Annotated in this window: 17 protein-coding genes and 1 other RNA gene; 10 read left to right on the top strand and 8 right to left on the bottom strand. The window is 69.4% G+C overall.

The features are described from left to right. The first annotated feature begins 6 nt into the window (after positions 1-6). Positions 7-1,155, top strand: a complete 1,149-nt coding sequence (locus ACR80S_RS09175; RefSeq protein ID WP_435403054.1) for a glycosyltransferase family 4 protein — start codon at positions 7-9, stop codon at positions 1,153-1,155. Here ACR80S_RS09175 and ACR80S_RS09180 read toward each other — a convergent pair. After that, the gene (locus ACR80S_RS09180) at positions 1,140-1,850 is read right to left on the bottom strand and encodes a 3-deoxy-D-manno-octulosonic acid kinase (protein WP_435401040.1); all 711 of its coding nucleotides are present in this window, start codon (positions 1,848-1,850) and stop codon (positions 1,140-1,142) included. The two genes, ACR80S_RS09175 and ACR80S_RS09180, sit on opposite strands and share 16 nt — an antisense overlap. Here ACR80S_RS09180 and ACR80S_RS09185 point away from each other — a divergent pair. Genes ACR80S_RS09185 through waaA form a run of 3 tightly spaced genes read left to right on the top strand, consistent with a single transcriptional unit; the run spans position 1,849 to position 5,685 of the window. Then, entirely contained in the window at positions 1,849-2,952 is a 1,104-nt protein-coding gene (locus tag ACR80S_RS09185) for a glycosyltransferase family 9 protein (RefSeq protein WP_435403055.1), read from the top strand. The two genes, ACR80S_RS09180 and ACR80S_RS09185, sit on opposite strands and share 2 nt — an antisense overlap. After that, positions 2,942-4,372: a bifunctional D-glycero-beta-D-manno-heptose-7-phosphate kinase/D-glycero-beta-D-manno-heptose 1-phosphate adenylyltransferase HldE gene (gene hldE, locus ACR80S_RS09190; protein WP_435401038.1), complete on the top strand. Its 1,431-nt coding sequence runs from the start codon at positions 2,942-2,944 to the stop codon at positions 4,370-4,372. The genes ACR80S_RS09185 and hldE overlap by 11 nt, the downstream gene beginning before the upstream one ends. Next, entirely contained in the window at positions 4,372-5,685 is a 1,314-nt protein-coding gene (waaA, locus tag ACR80S_RS09195) for a lipid IV(A) 3-deoxy-D-manno-octulosonic acid transferase (protein ID WP_435403056.1), read from the top strand. Before hldE ends, waaA begins: the two co-directional genes overlap by 1 nt. A gap of 25 nt (positions 5,686-5,710) precedes the next feature. On the opposite strand, the gene rpiA is transcribed toward waaA, so the two are convergent. After that, positions 5,711-6,400 carry a ribose-5-phosphate isomerase RpiA gene (gene rpiA, locus ACR80S_RS09200; RefSeq protein WP_435401036.1) on the bottom strand — a complete coding sequence of 230 codons (690 nt, stop codon included), beginning with the start codon at positions 6,398-6,400 and terminating at the stop codon, positions 5,711-5,713. Between the two features lie 338 nt (positions 6,401-6,738). On the opposite strand from rpiA, the gene ilvA reads away from it, so the two are divergent. After that, positions 6,739-8,253: a threonine ammonia-lyase, biosynthetic gene (gene ilvA, locus ACR80S_RS09205; RefSeq protein WP_435401035.1), complete on the top strand. Its 1,515-nt coding sequence runs from the start codon at positions 6,739-6,741 to the stop codon at positions 8,251-8,253. 351 nt (positions 8,254-8,604) lie between these two features. Here the strand turns inward: ilvA and ACR80S_RS09210 are convergent, their stop codons facing one another. From ACR80S_RS09210 to ACR80S_RS09220, 3 genes are all read right to left on the bottom strand, one after another. Then, the gene (locus ACR80S_RS09210) at positions 8,605-9,237 is read right to left on the bottom strand and encodes a 5-formyltetrahydrofolate cyclo-ligase (RefSeq protein ID WP_435401034.1); all 633 of its coding nucleotides are present in this window, start codon (positions 9,235-9,237) and stop codon (positions 8,605-8,607) included. A 20-nt stretch (positions 9,238-9,257) separates the two neighbouring features. After that, positions 9,258-9,442: non-coding RNA, 6S RNA (gene ssrS, locus ACR80S_RS09215), on the bottom strand. Between the two features lie 86 nt (positions 9,443-9,528). Continuing rightward, the gene (locus ACR80S_RS09220; RefSeq protein ID WP_435401033.1) at positions 9,529-9,828 is read right to left on the bottom strand and encodes a cell division protein ZapA; all 300 of its coding nucleotides are present in this window, start codon (positions 9,826-9,828) and stop codon (positions 9,529-9,531) included. A gap of 175 nt (positions 9,829-10,003) precedes the next feature. On the opposite strand from ACR80S_RS09220, the gene ACR80S_RS09225 reads away from it, so the two are divergent. The 4 genes from ACR80S_RS09225 (at position 10,004) to ACR80S_RS09240 (ending at position 14,647) form a co-directional block, all read left to right on the top strand. Further along, positions 10,004-10,582, top strand: coding sequence for a UPF0149 family protein (locus tag ACR80S_RS09225; RefSeq protein ID WP_435401032.1), 579 nt, complete (start codon positions 10,004-10,006; stop codon positions 10,580-10,582). 71 nt (positions 10,583-10,653) lie between these two features. Beyond that, positions 10,654-11,991 (top strand): Xaa-Pro aminopeptidase, encoded by a 1,338-nt coding sequence (pepP, locus tag ACR80S_RS09230; protein WP_435403057.1) that lies wholly within the window; start codon positions 10,654-10,656, stop codon positions 11,989-11,991. 140 nt (positions 11,992-12,131) lie between these two features. Continuing rightward, positions 12,132-13,319: a 2-octaprenyl-6-methoxyphenyl hydroxylase gene (gene ubiH, locus ACR80S_RS09235; protein WP_435403058.1), complete on the top strand. Its 1,188-nt coding sequence runs from the start codon at positions 12,132-12,134 to the stop codon at positions 13,317-13,319. A 26-nt stretch (positions 13,320-13,345) separates the two neighbouring features. Further along, positions 13,346-14,647 carry a UbiH/UbiF/VisC/COQ6 family ubiquinone biosynthesis hydroxylase gene (locus ACR80S_RS09240; RefSeq protein ID WP_435403059.1) on the top strand — a complete coding sequence of 434 codons (1,302 nt, stop codon included), beginning with the start codon at positions 13,346-13,348 and terminating at the stop codon, positions 14,645-14,647. On the opposite strand, the gene ACR80S_RS09245 is transcribed toward ACR80S_RS09240, so the two are convergent. The 3 genes from ACR80S_RS09245 to gpmI all read right to left on the bottom strand — a co-directional run bounded on the left by ACR80S_RS09245 (position 14,644) and on the right by gpmI (position 18,790). Further along, positions 14,644-15,939 (bottom strand): S41 family peptidase, encoded by a 1,296-nt coding sequence (locus ACR80S_RS09245; RefSeq protein ID WP_435403060.1) that lies wholly within the window; start codon positions 15,937-15,939, stop codon positions 14,644-14,646. The genes ACR80S_RS09240 and ACR80S_RS09245 overlap by 4 nt on opposite strands. A gap of 74 nt (positions 15,940-16,013) precedes the next feature. Further along, complete coding sequence (locus tag ACR80S_RS09250; protein WP_435401027.1) at positions 16,014-17,174, bottom strand: murein hydrolase activator EnvC family protein; 1,161 nt, start codon at positions 17,172-17,174, stop codon at positions 16,014-16,016. 17 nt (positions 17,175-17,191) lie between these two features. Continuing rightward, positions 17,192-18,790, bottom strand: coding sequence for a 2,3-bisphosphoglycerate-independent phosphoglycerate mutase (gene gpmI, locus ACR80S_RS09255; RefSeq protein ID WP_435403061.1), 1,599 nt, complete (start codon positions 18,788-18,790; stop codon positions 17,192-17,194). Positions 18,791-19,062: 272 nt separating this feature from the next. On the opposite strand from gpmI, the gene ACR80S_RS09260 reads away from it, so the two are divergent. Then, entirely contained in the window at positions 19,063-19,485 is a 423-nt protein-coding gene (locus tag ACR80S_RS09260; RefSeq protein ID WP_435401025.1) for a rhodanese-like domain-containing protein, read from the top strand. Positions 19,486-19,521: the final 36 nt, after the last annotated feature.

Here is a 19,521-nt window from a genome sequence, read left to right on the forward strand (position 1 = left end):
TCAGCCTTGTCGCACAAGGTTCTGCATATCTGCCTCTCCAGTGGCTGGGGCGGACTGGAAATGTATCCGTCCCGGATTATACCCGAGCTGGCCCGGCAGGGGTGGCAGAGCCACGGGTTGGCCTTGGCCGGCTCCCGGGTCGCCGAGAGCTTTCGCGAGGCCGGGTTAGAGCCGCTTGAACTCGCTTCCAAGGGACGGGCGCTGCTGGCCGTGGGGCGGGTGCTCGCCTACCTGAAGGCCCACGACATCGGCGTGATCCACTGCCACAAGTCCAGCGATCTCCGCCTGGGGGCGCTGCTGGCAAGTCTGAGGCCGTCGCTCAGGCTCTTCTTCACCGACCACATGGGCGTGACCCGTCCCAAGAAGGATCTCTACCACCGCTGGGCCTACGGGCGCGTCACCCGTCTCTTCTCCATCAGCGAGGCGACGCGACAGCGCAACCTGGCGGCCTTCCCGCTGCCCGCCCAGCGCATCCGCCGCCTCTACCTGGGCATCGACCCGGCCCCCTATGCGCCGCGCCTCGATGACCAGGAACGGGCCGCGCTGCGCCGCGAGCTGGGCGTACCCGAGGGCGCCGTGGCCATCGGCCTGCCGGGGCGACTGACGCCGGGCAAGGGCCAGGAGGTGTGGGTCGAGGCGTTGGCTTGCCTGGCCGAGGCGCAGCCGAGCCTGGCCTGGCACGGGGTGCTGATAGGCGGTCTGACGGCAGAGGAGGGCAGCGACGAGGCGCATGTGATGATGCTAAGGCAGCGCATCGCAGCGCTGGGCCTCGAATCGCGGATCACCTTCACCGGCTTTCGCCGCGACCTGCCGCGCCTCTTCGAGGCGCTGGACATCGTCTGTGTGCCCTCGCGCAACGAGGCCTTCGGCCTGACGGTGATCGAGGCCATGGCAGCCGGCCGTGCCGTCATCGGCAGCGACAGCGGGGCGATCCCGGAGCTGCTCGATGCCGAGACGGGGCGCCTGGCGCCCCCCGAGGACGCCACGGACTGGGCGGGCGCGATGGCCGAGCTGGCCGCGGATGGCGACCTGCGCCGGCGCCTGGGCCAGGAGGCCCGTGCGCGGGTACTGGCGGGCTTCACCCTGGCGGCCCATGTGGCCAACCTGGTCGCCGAGTACTCAGGCGCGCCCGAGCCGGGTCAACCCTCCGCGTAGCCCCGTTGGATCGGCGCCATGGCGTCCCGAGCGCCGAACTTGGCCAGGGAGCGCTCGAGTCGCGCCAGGTTCGCGGACTGCCAGCGCCCCTTCGGACGCTGCCGACAGCGGTCCAGGTCGATGAGCCAGACGCGCTCCTCGTCATCCACCAGCAGGTTGCGGGCGTTGAGGTCCACGTGGTCGAGGCCGGCGTCGTGAAAGCGGCGGATCGTTCGGCCTACAGCTTCCAGCAACGCCTCGTGGGCGCGACCTTCCTCGAGCCGGCTGGCCAGGGCGCGGGCGCCGGGGAGGCGTTCGGTGATCAGGGCGGCCTCATAGCTGAGGCCGTGGCGGATGACGGCCGCGGCCACCGGACGGGGCACCGGCAGGCCGCGCTCGTGAAGGGCGGCGGTCAGGCGCAGTTCGCGAAAGGCGCGGGTGTGTTCGAGCCCGGTCCACAGGTAGCGGGTCGCGCTGAGTCGGGCGACGAGGCCCCCCCGGCGGTAGGGGCGTAGCACCCACTCGCGGCCGTTGCCGGCGTCCAGGAACTGGCTGGCGCCGCGCCCCGGGGCCTCGCCGGTCACCCGCCTCTGACGGCGCCAGTGGTCGGGGTCGAAGAGCAGCGGGCCGGGCGGCACCTCGGCGGCGGCATCACATAAACGCTGCGCATCATATAGAATGAAATCCTTTCCTGCTCGACACGTTGCCAACCCCATGAAGCATCCTCTGCCTGCACAACCCCGGCACATCGGCGTGCTGCGACTCTCCGCTCTGGGCGATGTCTGCAACCTGGTACCGACGGTTCGTGCCCTGCAGCGCCAGTGGCCCGAGGCGCGCATCACCTGGATCATCGGCAAGGGCGAGCACAGTCTACTGGCCGGCCTTTCCGGGGTCGAGTTCGTGGTCTACGACAAGGCCAGCGGACTTGCCGGCATGCGCGCTATCTGGCGCGAGCTGGCCAACACCCGCTTCGACGTGTTGCTGCACATGCAGCAGGCGCTGCGCGCAAGCGCCCTGTCGCTGGGGCTCAAGGCCGAGGTGCGGGTGGGTTACGACAAGGCCCGCGCCAAGGACGCCCAGCACTGGTTCACCCATCGCCAGCTGGCCCCCCACCCCCGTGCTCACGTGCTGGAATCCTTCCTGGATTTCGCTCGCTTGCTGGGCGTGGAGGATCTCTCCCTGGCGTGGGACCTGCCGGTGCCCGATGCCGCCTTCGACGAGGCCCGGACGCTCACCCATGAGGGACCCTACCTGCTGATGAGCCCCTGCGCCAACCCGCGGCTGCGCAACTTCCGCAACTGGTCCGCCGAGGGCTATGCGGCGGTGATCCAACACGCCTGGCAGCAGCACGGCCTGGCGACCTTGCTAACCGGCGGCGGCAGCACCCAGGAGCGCGAGATGGGCGAGCGGATCCAGTCGCTCTGCGAGCCCGGCTCGGTGATCGACGCCATCGGTGGCACCTCGCTGAAGGGGCTGCTGGCGCTGATCGCCCGGGCTCGGGCCGTTATCGCCCCGGACTCCGGGCCGGTGCACATCGCCAACGCTCTGGGCACCCCGACGGTGGGGCTCTACGCCACCACCAACCCCGACCGCGCCGCCCCCTACTGCTGGCGAGAGTTCGTGGTTAATCGCTACCCGGACGCCGTGCTTACCTACCTGCACAAGTCCCCGGAGGAGATCACCTGGGGACAGCGGGTGCGCCACCCCGACGCCATGTCGTTGATCCATGCCGAGGACGTCATCGAGCGTCTGGAGGCCCTGTTCGACCACATCGCCGCCACCCACACGGAAAGGGAGCTTCCCGACGATGAAACTTGATCTGACCGCCCTGGAGCGCTCCCGCCTGCTGGTGGTGGGCGACGTCATGCTCGACCGCTACTGGCACGGCGGCACCTCGCGGATCTCGCCCGAGGCGCCGGTGCCGGTGGTGCGGGTCGAGCAGAGCGAGGACCGACCCGGCGGCGCCGCCAACGTGGCTCTCAACATCGCCTCCCTGGGGGCCCGGGCGGCGCTGGCCGGGCTGGTCGGCGATGACGACAACGCCGACCGCCTGGTGTCCCGCCTGGAAAGTGCCGGAGTGTGCACTCACTTCGCCCGTAGCCCCGGCATTCCTACCATCACCAAACTTCGGGTGATGAGCCGCAACCAGCAGCTGATCCGCCTCGACTTCGAGGAGGGGCTCGGCGAGGTGGATACCTCGCCCCTGCTGGCCCAGGTCGAGGCGGCGCTGCCCGAGGCGGACCTGGTGATCCTCTCTGACTACGGCAAGGGCACCCTGAACCGGGTTGAGGAGCTGATCCGCCTGGTCCGCGCCAGCGGCAAGCGGGTGCTGGTGGACCCCAAGGGCAGCGATTTTTCCCGCTACCGAGGGGCCAGCGTGATCACTCCTAATCTGACGGAGTTCGAGGCGGTGGTGGGCCACTGTCGCGACGACGCCGAGCTGGCCGAGCGCGGCGAGGCGCTGCGTATCGACCTGGAGCTCGAGGCGCTGCTGATCACCCGCAGCGAGAAGGGCATGACCCTGATCCGCGAGGGCCACGAGCCGCTGCACCTGCCGACGCGGGCCCGTGAAGTCTATGACGTCACCGGCGCCGGCGACACCGTCATCGGCGTGCTCGGCCTCGCGCTCGCCGCCGGCCATGCCTTCCCAGAGGCGATGACCCTGGCCAACCTGGCCGCCGGCCTGGTGGTCGCCAAGCAGGGCACCGCGACCCTCTCCATCGCCGAGCTCTACACTGCCCTGCAGGGCGACAAGCTGGCCGAGTTCGGGGTGATCGAGGAGGCGCCGCTGATCGAGGCGGTCAGGGCCGCCCAGGCCCGCGGCGAGCGGGTGGTGATGACCAACGGCTGCTTCGACATCCTGCACGCCGGCCATGTGGCCTACCTGGAGCAGGCTCGCAAGCTGGGCGACCGGCTGATCGTGGCGGTCAACGACGACGCCTCCATCGCCCGCCTCAAGGGACCCAAGCGGCCCATCAATCCCCTGATGCGACGCATGCAGGTGCTGGCCGGCCTCGGCGCCGTGGACTGGGTGGTGCCCTTCGCCGAGGACACCCCCCAGCGGCTGATCGAGGCGGTGTTGCCCAACGTGCTGGTCAAGGGCGGCGACTATCGCCCCGAACAGATCGCCGGCGGTGAGGCGGTGCGCGAGGCCGGCGGCGAGGTCAGGGTGCTGGGCTTCGAGGATGGCGTCTCCACCACGGCGATGATCTCCACCATCCTCGACCGCGAGGCCTGATGGGCTGGCCCCGAGTCCTCTATTCGGCGGCGCTGCTGGTCCTGGCGCCGCTGATCTGGCGGCGCATTCGGCGTGAGCATGCGCTCACTGACTCTCGACAAACCCCCCGCGAGCTGCGCCTGGGGCGCATTCCCGAGACGCCGCCCGGCGAGCGCATGCTGTGGCTACACTGCGCCTCGGTGGGGGAGGTGCTGGCAGCCCGCCCGCTCATCGAGGCGCTGCTCGAGCGCTACCCCGAGTACCGCCTTACCCTCACCACCATGACCGCCACCGGGGCGGAGCGCGCCCGAGCCCTGGCGGCATCCCGGGACGACGAGCGCCTCGTTCACCGCTTCGTTCCGCTGGATTTTCCATGGGCCGCGGTACGATTCGTCGAGCGACTGCGCCCGGCGCTGGCGCTCTTCTTTGAGACCGAGCTGTGGCCCAACCTGCTGCACGCCTGTCGGCGCTTCGGCGTACCGGTGGCGGTGGTCAACGGCCGCCTCTCGCCGCGGGCCTTCCGCGGCTATCGCCGGCTACGCCCGCTGATGCGCGAGGCCCTGGCCTGTGTCGACTGGCTGGCGGCCAAGTCGAGTGCCGACGCCGAGCGCTTCCGTGCACTGGGCATGGCGGCTGAACGTATCGCCGTGGTGGGGTCGCTCAAGTTCGATATTTTCTGGGATGACGGAGGTTTTGAAGAGAGTGAGCGCTTGCGTACCCGCCTTGGCGAGCGCCCGGTGTGGGTGGCTGGTTCTACCCACGAGGGCGAGGAGGCGGCGCTGCTGGCTGCTCATGCCCGGCTCCGCGAGAGCCATCCGATGCCCCGTTTCAAGAGCTGTCCCGAGGCGTTGCTGGTGTTGGTGCCGCGCCATCCCCAGCGTTTCGAGGCCGTGGCGGCGCTGTGCGAGCAGGCGGGCATGCCAGCGGCACGACGCTCTCGCGGCGCGTGGCCGGAGGCCGCGACGGCTGTCTACCTGGGCGACACCATGGGCGAGCTGCTCACACTCTATGGCGCGGCGGATCTCGCCTTCGTGGGGGGCAGCCTAGTGCCGATCGGCGGTCACAACCTGCTGGAGCCGGCCGCACTCGGGTTGCCGGTGCTCACCGGCCCTGCGCTTGCCAACTTCGCGGAGGTGGCCGAGGTGCTGCGTGAGGCCGATGCCCTGGTGGAGGTGGCCGACGAGGCGGCGCTGGCCACGGCCCTCGCGGAACTCTTCGCCGACCCCGCCGAGCGGCGCCGTCTGGGCGAGGCGGGCCGTGGTGTGGTGGCGGCCAACCGCGGGGCGCTGGCGCGCACCCTGGAAGGCCTGGCGAGGTTGCTGCCGTCGAAGTGAGGGCTCACTTTCAGGGTGAGTGCTGTCAGGAGGGCGTCAGTCGCTCCACGCCGCCTTCCGCACCCAGCAGCAGCACGTCGGCTCCGCGGGCGGCGAACAGGCCGTTGGTGACCACGCCGACGATGGCGTTGAGGCGCGCTTCCATGGCCACCGGGTCGTCGATCATGAACTCGAAGCAGTCGATGATCTGGTTGCCGTTGTCGGTCACTACCCCCTCGCGGTAGACGGGATCGGCGCCCAGCTTGACCAACTCACGGGCCACGTAGGAGCGCGCCATGGGGATCACCTCCACCGGCAGCGGAAACTCGCCCAGCCGCTCGACCTTCTTGGAGGCGTCGGCAATGCAGATGAATCGGTCGGCGCAGGCGGCAACGATCTTCTCCCGGGTCAGGGCCGCGCCGCCGCCCTTGATCATGTGCAAGTGAGCGTTCACTTCGTCGGCGCCATCGATGTAGAAAGGCACGGTGCCGACGCTGTTGAGCTCGAACACCTCGATGCCGTGCCCGCGCAGCCGTCCGGCACTGGCCTCGGAACTGGCCACGGCTCCCTTGAAATCGTCGCGCAGCCTGGCCAGGCGGTCGATGAACCGATTGGCGGTGGAGCCGGTGCCGATGCCGAGCACGGTATCGCGTTCGAGCCAGGGCTTGATTTCGTCGATGGCGGCCGCGGCCACGGCATCCTTCAGCTGATCTTGGGATAGGCCGGCCTGGGTCATGGGTTGCTCTCCGGTGGCGGGATGGATAGGGCATGAAACCGGCGCCATTATAGGCCAGCCGGCCCCGTCTGCCGATGTAGCACGCTTGGTGGAAGCTGCACTCTCGAGGCCGATCCGGCGACAGGCCTGCGAGGGGGAGCCATGAACCCCTCCCTGGGGGCTACCTAGACCATCCCTGGTCCACGGCCCCCTCTTCGACCTGTCCCCGGCGCCTCTCGCTTCAAACGCTGGAATTGCCCCGCTGGACGCCATGCCGGCCGGGATGCTACCAATAGGGGTTGTCTGCGGCACAGCAAAGAGCGCCGCAGCCCCTCGCGCCACGCCTCTGGGATATCAGGATGCTCGAAGCTACCGTCAAGAAGATTCTCCAGGCCCGGGTCTATGAAGCCGCCCGGGAAACGCCGATCTCCCCGGCACCCTTCCTCTCCCGCCGCTTCAACAACACCATCTTGATCAAGCGCGAGGATCTCCAGCCGGTCTACTCCTTCAAGATTCGCGGGGCCTACAACAAGATGGCCCAGCTCAGCGAGGCCCAGAAGGCCAATGGCGTGATCACGGCATCCGCCGGGAACCACGCCCAGGGGCTGGCCATGGCCGCCAAACAGATGGGCGTCAAGGCGGTGATCGTGATGCCGCGCATCACCCCGGAGATCAAGGTTCTCGCGGTGCGTGCCCGCGGGGCGAAGGTGGTGCTCAAGGGCGATGCCTTCTCCGCGGCCGCCGAGCACGCCCAGGAGCTGGTTCGTGAACACGGTTACACCTATATTCCGCCCTTCGACGATATCGACGTCATCGCCGGCCAGGGCACGGTGGCAGTGGAGATCCTGCGCCAGCACGCCGGCCCGCTGGATGCCATCTTCGTGCCGGTGGGCGGCGGTGGATTGATCGCCGGGGTGGCGGCCTATGTGAAGTACTTGCGCCCGGACATCAAGGTGATCGGCGTCGAATCCGAGGACAGCGCCTGCCTCAAGGCCGCCATGGCGGCGGGCCGGCGAGTTACCCTGGAGCAGGTCGGGGTGTTCGCCGAGGGCGTGGCAGTGGCGCAGATCGGCAAGGTGCCCTTCTCGATCATCCGCGACCTGATCGATGACGTGATCACCGTCAACACTGACGAGATGTGCGCCGCAGTAAAGGACATCTTCGAGGATACCCGGGCGGTTGCGGAGACCTCCGGCGCCCTGTCGCTGGCGGGCCTCAAGAAGTACGTGCAGCAGACCGGCGTCGAGGGAGAGACCCTGCTCTGCATCAACTCCGGCGCCAACACCAATTTCGACCGCCTGCAACACATCGCCGAGCGCACCGAGTTGGGCGAGCAGCGCGAGGCGATTCTCGCCGTGACCATTCCCGAGAAGCCCGGCAGCTTCAAGAAATTCTGCAAGATCATCGGCAAACGCATGGTCACCGAGTTCAACTACCGCTATGCGGACCCGGAAAACGCCCATATCTTCGTCGGCGTCCAGGTCAAGCCGGGAGGCGAGGATCGCCAGGCGGTGACCGACCGGCTGCGGGAGGCGGGCTACCCGGTGGAGGACCTCACCGACAACGAGCTGGCCAAGCTGCATATCCGCCACCTTGGCGGCGGCCGCCCCAGGGAGCACTTCGACGAGGAGGTCTACCGCTTCGAGTTTCCTGAGCGCCCCGGGGCCCTGATGAACTTCCTCACCCACCTGCCCCACGACTGGAACATCTCGCTGTTCCATTACCGCAACCATGGTGCCGCCTACGGCCGGGTGCTGGTGGGCATGCAGATCCCCAACGGCGACCGCTCCCACGTCGAGGAGCACTTCGACGAGATCGGCTATCGCTACTGGAAGGAAACCGACAATGCCGCCTATCGGCTGTTCATGGCCTGAGCGATTTTCCTGTGGGGTAAGCACTGGCTCGCGTCCTGCGCCATGCCTGCCGGGTGTTTCAATCTGTAAGCGTTGGGGAGGGGTGGTTGTCGAGGACGTGGAATGGCCCTATAGTCTCGGCCAGTTCTACCCCCCCTACGGAGTCGATGATGAAGCGCAAGCCCGATCTGGTCATGGCACTGGTACTGCTGTTCGGTATCGGCCTTGTGGCAACCGGTTACGCTCAGGCGCTGGCGGGCAGCTGAGCCTGGGAGCGCGGCCGACAGCGCCATGACCCGAGACCGCCAGCAAACGGGGCGATGCCGAGAGGCATCGCCCCGTTTACGTGGGGAGCAGTGGCGAATGAAGGCCTCAGGGACGCACGGCCCGGGCATCGCTGACGATGGCATCCAGGGGCACGTCCCAGGGCTCCACCGGTAGTGCCTCAACCCGCTGACACTCGTGGGCCAGGCCGATCAGCCGTGGCCGCGGGCCGGGGCGACGCGTGAAGGCCAGGCTGCGGTCATAGAAGCCGCCGCCCATGCCCATGCGCTGGCCCGCCTCGTCGAAGCCCACCAGGGGCAGCAGGATCAGGTCCAGGGCCCAGGCGGGAAGACGCCTGGCGCGGTGGGCGCCGTGGCGTGTCTCCGGCTCCGGAATGCCGTAGCGGTTGGTCGCCATGGGCGTGTCGGAGTGGTAGTGGACGAACCACAGCCGGTTGCGGGAGAGCGGTCGCAGCACCGGCAGGTGGACGCGAGCACCGCGACGGTCCAGCCAGGCGATCAGCGGCGTGGGGTCGATTTCGCCATCATTGGGCAGGTAGAGGGCGACACGTCGGGCGCGCTGGACCTCTGGCAGCCGGCGCAACCGGTGGCACATGCATTCGCTGGCGCGCTTTTGCTGTTGTGGCGTCAGGGCGCGGCGGCGACGCCGCAACTCGCGGCGCAGGGCCTGGCCAGAGCCATCGAAGGCATCGAGAAGAAGGGGTGCGGCAGGTGTCGTCATGAAGTGGGTCATGGCAGACGAGGTTCCCCAGAGTGCCGCTGTCGTTCTGGCCCTTGAACCCAGTGGTTCAAGGTGGGTGGCCGCAGCCGAACCGTCAGGCTTTCCGACGCGCGGACATGCACACGGGTCCGGCTAGCATATGGCCCCCTGGGTACTGCGCATAGGCTCGAGGGACGATAACGACTGGCAAACACCCCAGGGAACACCATTATCCTAACAGAGCCATACAGCCCGGCCAACGGATTCTGCCGGGGGGCGAGGTACGCTTGCAGGGGAATGGTCGTGTGGTCTTCAACGCTGGGGGGTATCGGCCAGGGCGCGCTCCAGGCGGGTGCTGAGAGCGTCCAGGCTGCTTTCCGATGCACGTTGGGCATCCAGTGCCTCGAGAAGTTCGTGGGCGATGTTTAGGGCCGCCATGATGGCGATGCGTTCGGTGCCCAGCAGGTTGTTCTGGGAGTGAATACCGCCCATGGCGCGATCCAGGTAGCGGGCGGCGCGCTCCAGCTTGTCCTGTTGCTCGGGCGGGCAGGCAATGACATAGCCGCGCCCCAGCAGGGTGATTTCGGTGGTCGGACGCGAGGCGTCGGTCATCGGAAGACTCCGGGTCGGCCTGCCGGGAGCGCTGCCGCGCGCCCCGGTGGCCCGATGCGTTAACATCCATGGCAGGAAAGGTTTCGGACCTCACTATAAGAGAGCCCTTCCGGGGCGGTCAACGCGCCGCCCTCGGAGAGGTTCTTTCATGCCCGCACCCGTTACGGATCTTCACATGTCTCTGATCAATGAACGCCAGGACTTCTCCACCATCGCCGACCTCTTCCTGCTTCACGGCAGCATGCAGTCGCCGGCCTTCCTCGATGGCCGCCTGTGCGCCGGCCTGGCCATGCATGACCTCACCGCCGAAATATGGCTCGAGGAGGTCTGCCTGGCCCTGGGCGTCGAGCAGCCCCGCGATGAGTCCTCTGCCGAGCGCTTCCTGGGCTGGCGGCGCCAGGCCCTCGACGCCCTGTCCGGCAGCGAACTCGGCTTCGAGCCGCTGCTGCCGGACGACCTCTTCTCCCTGACCGAGCGCGCCCAGGGCCTCAGGGAGTGGACCCTGGGCTTCCTGGAAGTGGTACGGGATGCCGGCGATGCCCCTCGCGAGGCCTGGTCCCCGGCCCTGCGCGAGGCCCTGGACGATCTGGAAGGGGTCGCCGCCATGGAGGTCGAACTCGAGGAGAGCGCCGAAAACGAAGGGGACCTCTTCGCCCTCGCCGAACATGTCCGCATGGCCGCCATGCTGCTCTACACCGAGCAGCACCCCGGTCGGCCCCAGGTCGAGGATGTCGGGAACGACACCCGCCACTGACGCTGTCCCAGTAGCAGCCTATCCACATCTCAGCCCCAGCCCCAGCCCCAGCCCCAGCGAAAGGAGCCCCCATGCTGCCCGAGATCCTGCCCCGCCCCGCCCCCATCACCAACGACGAGTACCTGGCCCGGCGTCGGGCGCTGATGGCGGCGCTGCCTGCGGATAGCGCCGTGCTGCTGCCCGGCGCCTCCCTGGTCACCCGCTCCCGTGACAGCGAATTCCCCTTCCGCCAGGACAGCGACTTCCACTACCTGACCGGCTTCCCGGAGCCCGATGCCCTGCTGGTGCTGCTGCCCGGGCGGCCCGACGGTGAGAGCGTGCTGTTCTGTCAGGATCGCAATCCGCTGATAGAGGCCTGGACCGGCCTCCGGCTCGGGGCCGAGGGAGCGGTGCGCGAGCACGCCGTAGACCAGGCCTTCGAGAACACCGAGCGCGAGAAGCGTCTCGAGGCGCTGCTGGACGGCCGCCGCACCCTCTACCTGCCCCTGGACAGCCCCGAGGCCATGGCCATCGCCGAGGAGGTGCGCTCCGCCCTGATGGCCAGGGCGCGCCGTGGCGCCTGCCCCCCGGAGGTGCTGGCCGACGTGGCACCGCTGCTTCATGAGGCGCGCCTGATCAAGAGCGAGGCCGAGCTGACGCTGCTGCGCCATGCGGCCGACATCTCCGCCAGGGCTCATGTACGGGCCATGCGGGCGGCGCGCCCGGGGCTCGCCGAATACCACCTGCAGGCCGAGCTGGAGCACGAGTTCCACTGGCAGGGGGGGAGCGGGCCGGCTTACGCCAGCATCGTCGGTGGCGGCGCCAATGCCTGTGTGCTGCACTACATCGAGAATCGCGGTCTACTAGGAGACGGCGATCTGGTGCTGATCGACGCCGGCGCCGAGTTCGACCTCTATGCCGGCGACATCACCCGTACCTCCCCGGTGAACGGCCGCTTCAGTGATGCCCAGCGGGCCCTCTACGCCTTGGTGCTGGAGGTTCAGGAGCGGGCCGTGGCCACCATCAGGCCGGGCGTGACGCTGATCGAACTCCATGACGGCGTGGTACGCGGTCTCACCGAGGGGCTGATCGGCTTGGGGCTGCTCGAGGGCGAGGTGCAGGCGCGCATCGATGACGAGAGCTATCGACGCTTCTACCTTCACTCCACCTCCCACTGGCTGGGGCTGGATGTCCATGACGTGGGGGCCTACCGCAGGGAGGGCGAGCCGCGCCCCCTGGCGCCGGGCATGGTGCTGACCGTGGAGCCTGGGCTCTACATTCCTGCCGATGAGGATATCCCCGAGGCCTTCCGCGGGATCGGTATCCGCATCGAGGACGATGTAGTGGTAACGGCAGGGGGGCACGAAGTGCTCACGTCCGGCGTGCCCAAGCGGATGGAGGAAATAGAAGCGCTGATGGCTGCCGAGTGATCACGTTTCCACCTGCTGATGCCGATGTTATGTAATTTACATTACGAAATACTCTGTTCGGAGATGCCGTGAACAACCCCCAATCCTCTGCCCGACCTTGCTCTCCAGCGGCCGCTGCGGCCGGTGGCAAGGCGCGCCGCGTGGATGTCGCTATCGTCGGCGGTGGCCTGGTGGGGGCCAGCCTGGCCAGCGCCTTGGCGCCGCTGATCGAGCGGGCCGGCCTGTCGGTCGCGGTCATCGAGGCCGCCCCCCTCCTCGAGATGACCGACGCCCCCTTCCAGCCCAGCTTCGATGCGCGGGCCAGCGCCATCGCCCAGGGGTCGGCAGACCATTTCGCCGACATGGGGCTTTGGCAGGCCATGGCGGAGCACGCCGCGCCCATCCGGCGCATCCATATCAGTGAGCGGGGCCGCTTCGGCGCCACCCGGCTCTCAGGCGAGGAGCTGGGAGTGGCGGCCCTGGGGCATGTGATCCCGAACGCCTGGATGGGTCGGGTGCTGCACCGGCGCCTGGCCGAGCTGCCGATCGCCTGGCACTGCCCGGCCAGGGTGGAGGAGATCGCGCCGGTGGCAGACGGCCACGCGCTCACCCTCTCCGATGGAGAGTGCCTCGAGGCGGGGCTCACCGTGCTGGCCGACGGGGGACGCTCGGGGCTCAAGGAGCGGCTCGGTATCGAAAGCGACCGTCACCCCTATGACCAGGTGGCGCTGATCGCCAGTGTCGAGCTGAGCCGGCCCCACGACGGCGAGGCCTGGGAGCGCTTCACGGCCGATGGCCCCATTGCCCTGCTGCCGCTTCGCGGCCAGGCCATGGAACTGGTCTGGACGCACCCCCTGGGGGCGGAGCAGCGTCGGATGGCGCTCAGCGATAGGGATTTCCTCGCCGAGCTGCAGCAGGCCTTCGGGGACCGCGCCGGTCGCTTCCGCCGGGTGGGCAGTCGCCATGCCTATCCGCTGAGCCTGGTCACCGCCCGCGAGACCACCCGCCCGGGCCTGGCGGTGCTGGGCAATGCGGCCCATGCGCTGCACCCGGTGGCGGGGCAGGGCTTCAACCTGGCGCTGCGCGGCGTGATGGATCTGGTGGCGGCCATGGAGGCCGGTCGGGAGAGAGGCGAGACGCCGGGAAGTGCCGCCATGCTGGCCGACTTCGAGTCGCGCCGCCATGCTGACCGCCACAACGTGATTCGCTTCAGCGATGGCCTGGTGCGGCTGTTCGGGATCGACAGCGCGCTGCTCTCACGTGCCCGTGCGGCGGGGCTGGTCGGCCTCAACCTGGCCGGGCCGCTGCGCCGGGGCCTGGCACGCCGCGCCATGGGCCTGGAGCGCTAGAGAAAAACCATGATGAGGACGCGACCATGAGTGCAGCGAACGAGTACAGGTCGATGGAAGAGGCGGCAGAGCCTGGCGAGACCCGCGAGCCGCCGGCGGGCATCGAGGAGCGCGCCGAGGTGGTGATCGTCGGCGCCGGTATGGTGGGGGCGGCCCTGGCCTGCCTGCTGGGCAGGGCGGGTGTCGAGGTGACCCTGGTGGATGCCCGCGAGTCGCTGCTGGACCCCGAGGCGGTGGGTCGTGGACAGCCCGGCATCCGGGTCAGCGCGCTGACACCGGTCTCCCAGCGGCTGCTGGAACGGCTGGGCGTCTGGGAGTGGATGGCGGCGCGACGCATCAGCCCCTACCGCTTCATGCAGGTGTGGGACGCCGAGGGCAGCGGCGAGGTGAGCTTCTCCGCCGAGCAGGCCGGGGTAGTGAAGCTGGGTCATATCGTCGAGAACGACGTGACCCAAGCGGCACTGGAGCAGCGCCTGGTGGCGCTGCCATCGGTCAGGCTGGTGCTTGGGGCCCGGGTGACCGGGCTGGAAGCGGCCGACGGCAAACGCTGCCTGCGCCTGGCGGATGGCCGCCGGCTGGTGGCGCCCCTGGTGGTGGCCGCCGATGGCGCCCGCTCGCCGCTGCGTGAGCTCGCCGGCATCAAGACCCGCGAGCGCGACACGGGCCACCGGGCGGTGGTGACCACCGTGAAGGTCGAGCTGCCCCACGGCGACGTGGCCCGCCAGGCCTTCCTGCCCACCGGCCCGCTGGCCTTCCTGCCGCTGCGCATTGACGGTGAGCGTCATCACTGCTCCATCGTCTGGTCCACTTCGCCGGAGGAGGCCGAACGGTTGCAGGGTCTGGCGCCCGAGGCGCTAGGGGATGAGCTGGCCGGGGCCATCGACCATCGCCTCGGCGAGGTGACCGTGGTGGACAAGGCGGTGGCCTTCCCGCTGGTGCAGCGGCATGCGCAGCGCTACGTGCTGCCCGGCCTGGCGCTGGTGGGGGATGCCGCCCACAGCATTCACCCCCTGGCGGGCCAGGGGGTGAACCTGGGGCTGATGGATGCGGCCGTGCTGGCCGAGGAGCTGCTGGCGGCGCGTCGCCGAGGCGTGGCGCTGGGTGAGGAACGCTGGTTGGCCCGCTACGCGCGGCGGCGGCGCGGCGACAACGCGGGCATGCTGGCGCTGATGGACGGCTTCCGGCTGCTGTTCGGTGCGCGCCACCCGGCGCTGGCCCTGGCGCGCAACCTGGGGCTGGGCGCCGTGGACCGGCTCATCCCGCTCAAGCGCCTGATCATGCAGCAGGCCATCGGCCATCGGGGGCGACTGCCGGCTTCCTGTCGCTAGCGCCTGCTGAGCACGTTGAGCGCCTTGAGCAGATTGAGCGCCTCGCCGAGCTGATAGTCCTCGCGCAGGCGTTCGCTGAGCTCGGCGCGCTCTCGCGGGGTCTCCCGGGAGCGCAGGTGGCCCTCCAGGTCCGCCTCGCGTACTTCGCGGCCGCTCTCGGTCACCTCCACCCGGCCGCTTACTACCGCCACGTCGGGCTCGATGCCTTGGGCCTGGATGGAGCGGCCGTTGGGAGTGTAGTAGAGCGCCGTGGTCAGCTTGAGCCCCTCGCCGTTGCCCAGCGGCATGATCTGCTGCACTGAGCCCTTGCCGAAGCTCTCGGTGCCCATCACTACCGCGCGGTGCTGATCCTGCAGGGCGCCGGCGACGATCTCCGCCGCCGAGGCGCTGCCGCCGTTGATCAGCACCACCAGCGGCACGCTGGGGGCGGCGGTATCGGGGTTGGCGCTGAACTGCATCTCGGTGTCCGCCAGGCGCCCCTCGGTGTAGACGATCAGTCCATCGTCGAGGAAGGCGTCGGCCACGGCCACGGCGGCCTGCAGCACCCCGCCGGGGTTGTTGCGCAGGTCGAGTACCAGGCCGCTCAGCGGGGCGTCGCGCTCCAGGCGGCGGAGCTGCTCGCCGACCTGGTCGCCGGTGCGGGTCTGGAATTGGCTGATCCGCAGGTAGCCGTAGCCCGGCTCCAGCAGTTCGCTGCGCACGCTCTCGGTACGGATCACCTCGCGGGTGAGGGTGACGGTGCGCGGTGAGCTCTCGCCGCGGCGAAGGATGGTCAGCTCGATACGGGTGCCCGGTTCGCCGCGCATCAGGTTGACCGCCTCCTGCAGCGAGAGGCGCTCGGTGGGCGTGTCGTCGATGCGCAGGATCTGGTCACGGGCCTGCAGCCCGGCGCGGGAGGCCGGAGTGTCATCGATGGGGGTGATCACCGTCAGCTGGCCATCCTCAAGCCCCACCTCGATGCCGACCCCGCCGAACTCGCCCTGGGTCGACTCGCGCAGGCTCTGGAAGGCCTCGCGGTCCAGGAAGGCGGAGTGGGGGTCAAGCTCGCTGAGCATGCCGCGCATGGCGTTGCGCAGCAGGGTGGCGTCGTCCACCTCTTCCACATAGGCGCGCTTGATGCGCTCGAACACCTCGGCGAAGGTCTGGATCTCCTCGATCGGCAGGTCGTCGTTCACAGCGCCGATGCCGGGAAGGGGGAGCGCCAGGAGGGCGACGGGCAGCAGCGAGGCCAGCAGGCGTCGCGGCGAGAGGGCGAGGCCGGCCCTGCCAGGCATGGGAAGCGCTGGGGTCATGCGATCTCCGCTGTTCCGAGACGGTGAAGGCCCAGCATAGCCCGCCGGCCCCGGGCAGGGAAATAGCGTGCCCCTCAGCGCGCCGCGATCCACGCTTGCGGATCGATGGGATCGCCGCCGCGGCGTACCTCGAAGTAGAGCGCCGGGCGCTGGTGGCCGCCGCTGGTGCCCACCGCGCCCAGCACGTCATCCCGGGAGACCGCCTGGCCCACCTGCACGCCGAAGTGCTGCAGATGGGCGTGCAGGGTCATCACCTGGTCGCCGTGGTCGACGATCAGCAGGTTGCCGAAGCCGCGCATCCAGTCGGCGAAGACCACCCGGCCGGCGTGCACGGCCCGGATTGGCGTGCCCTCGGCGGCCTGGATCAGGATGCCGTTGCGGTGCACCCCATCGCCGGCCCGGAAGCGCGAGGCGACGCTGCCCTGCACGGGCCAGGGCAGGTCGCCCCGGGTCTGCTCGATGGCGGTGGAGGGGGGCGGGCGTTCGAGCCTGGCCAGCTCCTCCTGTACCTGGCGCAGCACTCGCTCGGCCTGGGCGCGGTCCTGCTCCAGCTCCTCCAGGCGGGCCTGCTCGCTGGCGTGACGGCCGTCGAGGTCGGCCACCAGCTCGGCGCGTTCGCGCATCTGGCCGGCCAGGTCGCTGGAGCGGGCGGCGAGCTCCGCGGCCAGGGCGTCCAGATGCTCGCCGCGGGCCTCGAGCTCGCGGCGGGTCTCGCTCAGGGCGGTATCGAGCCGGGACAGCTCATCCAGGCGGGCAGTGCGGGCCCGGGCCAGCTGGTTGAGGTAGTGCTGCAGGCGGTCGAGGCGCGCGGGGTCGTCCTGGTTGAGCAGCAGCTTGAGCTGGGGGCTCTGGCCCAGGCGGTAGAGGGCATCGAGCTGGAGGCTCAGGGCCTCGACCTGATCAGCACGCTCCGCCTCCAGCAGGTCGCGGTGCCGCTCCAGGGTGGCGACCTCGTCGCCGAGTTCGCTGCGCTCGCCCTGCAGGACGTCGAGGCGGCGATGGGTCTCGGCCAGGGCCGTCTCCACCCGGCGCAGCCCCTCGCTGGCCACCGCCTGGGCCTCTCGCATGGTGGAGAGGCGTCGCGCGGCGCCCTGGATCTCGCTGCCGATGGCGTCAAGGCGTTCCTGCGCCGCCCGCTCGCTGGGCTGGGCGGCCAGCGGCGCGGTCAGGCAGAGCGCCAGCAGCGCCAGAACGAGCCTGCCTGTCCGACGGCGCAGGCGGCTTGGGCTGGCCATGGGAGGGCCGGCGCTTGTCAGGAGGCCGCGTCGATGTCGATCAGCACCCGGCCGGTCATCTCCTCGGGCACCGACTGGTCCATCAGGGTCAGCAGGGTCGGGGCGATGTCGCACAGGCTGCCGTCGGCCTTCAGTCGCGCCGGGCGCGGACCCACGTAGATCAGCGGCACCTCGAAGGTGGTGTGGGCGGTCTGGGGGTTGCCGGTGTCGGGGTTGACCATCTGCTCGGCGTTGCCGTGGTCGGCGGTGACCAGGCAGGCGCCGCCCACGTTCTCGATCGCCTCCACCACGCGGCCCACGCAGGTATCGACGGCCTCGATGGCCTTCACTGCGGCGTCGAAATCGCCGGTGTGGCCCACCATGTCGCCGTTGGCGTAGTTGCAGACGATGAGGTCGTAGTCGCCGGACTCGATCGCCTCCACCAGGCGGTCGGTGACCTCGACGGCGCTCATCTCCGGCTTCTCGTCGTAGGTCCTGACCTCCTGGGGGGAGGGCACCAGAATCCGGGTCTCGCCCTGATACTCGGCCTCGCGGCCGCCGGAGAAGAAGAAGGTGACGTGGGCGTACTTCTCGGTCTCGGCGATGCGCAGTTGGGTCAGGCCGCGGGTCTCCATCACCTCGCCCAGAGTGTTGGTCAGCGCCGCCGGGGGGAAGGCCGAGGGGGCGGGAATATCGGCGGCATACTGGGTCAGCATCACCAGGCCGTCGCCGGCTAGCGCCGGGCAGGCGCGGCGCGCGAAGCCACCGAAGGCGTCCTCGACGAAGGCGCGGGTCAGCTCCCGGGCGCGGTCGGCGCGGAAGTTCATGAAGATGGCGGCGTCGCCGTCCTCCAGCACCACCGGGGTGCCGGCGGGGCGGAGGCTGGTGGCGCTGACGAACTCGTCGGTCTCGCCCCGCTCGTAGGCGGCGCGCAGGCCCTCCTCGGCGCTCACCGCCTCGAACTCGCCGACCCCCTCGGTGAGCAGGCGGTAGGCCTTCTCGACGCGATCCCAGCGGTTGTCGCGGTCCATGGCGTAGTAGCGGCCGATGATGGAGGCGACGAAACCGTTATCGGCGCCGACCAGCTCGGAGAGCCGCTGGTTGGCGCGCTCGATGGAGGCCAGGGCGCTCTTGGGCGCCATGTCGCGGCCGTCCAGGAAGCCGTGGATGTAGATGCGCCGGGCGCCGCGGCGAGCGGCCAGTTCCGCCATGGCGATGAAATGGTCGTCGTGGCTGTGCACGCCCCCCGGGGAGAGCAGCCCCAGCAGGTGCACCGCGCGGCCCGCCGCCACGGCGGCATCGATGGGCGCGGTCAGGGCGGCGATGGTGTCCAGGTCGCCGTCCTCGACCGCCTTGGTGATGCGGGTGAAGTCCTGATAGACGATGCGCCCGGCGCCGAGGTTCATGTGGCCCACCTCGGAGTTACCCATCTGGCCCTCCGGCAGACCCACGTGGCGCCCGTCGGTGTGGATCAGGGTCGCCGGATGTGACTGCTGCAGGCGATCCATCACCGGGGTGCGGGCGGCCAACACGGCATTGTGGGCGGCGTCGGGATTATGGCCGTAGCCGTCCAGGATGATCAGAGCGACAGGGCGCGGCGTGCCCTGATTTGCGGGCTGGCTTGCGGGGTTCGTCATGGGGCTGTCCTCGAGGCGTTGCTGGCGACACCTTCATGCCCTGGACGGCTCGCGGCGCAGGTACTGCACCGGGGCGCTGCCCGAATGGGCAGGCCGAGGAGGGCAGGGTCGCGGCAGATGGCGGATTGCGGCATGATATCGCATGGCGCCGCCGGGCGTCATCGCCGGCCGCAGCTCGCGGGACGTCGTGTATACTGTGTGGCGTTCATTCGGCGGGCCCGCATGGCCCCGGCCTTCCCCTTCGTGCACCGAGACAAGAGTTATCTGGACCCATGATCGATCAGCTGTTTGAATTCGTGCAGAACCACCCGCTGCTGGTGGGCGCCTTCCTGTTGGTGCTGACCGCCTGGATCCTCTATGAGGTACGCAACAGCAGCGCCAACGGCGTGACCGCGAGCGAGGCGACTCAGCTGATCAACCGCGAGGATGCCGTGGTGGTGGATACCCGCGATGCCGACGCCTTCAAGGCCGGCCATATCGCCGGGGCCCGCAACATCCCCCAGAGCCGCATCGACGAGCGCATGGGCGAGCTCCAGAAGGTCAAGGAGAAGCCGATCATCGTGGTTTGCAAGTCCGGCCAGACGGCGGGGATGACCGTGGCCAAGCTGGCCAAGGGCGGCTACCCTCGCGTGCTCAAGCTCAAGGGCGGCATGATGCAGTGGCAGGCCGACGGCCTGCCGGTCGTGCGCAAGTAACCGCATACATCGATTCATTCGTTCACCGAGTCAAAG

The sequence above is a fragment of the Halomonas salsilacus genome (assembly GCF_051216275.1).
In the GTDB taxonomy this organism is placed as follows: Bacteria; Pseudomonadota; Gammaproteobacteria; order Pseudomonadales; family Halomonadaceae; genus Halomonas.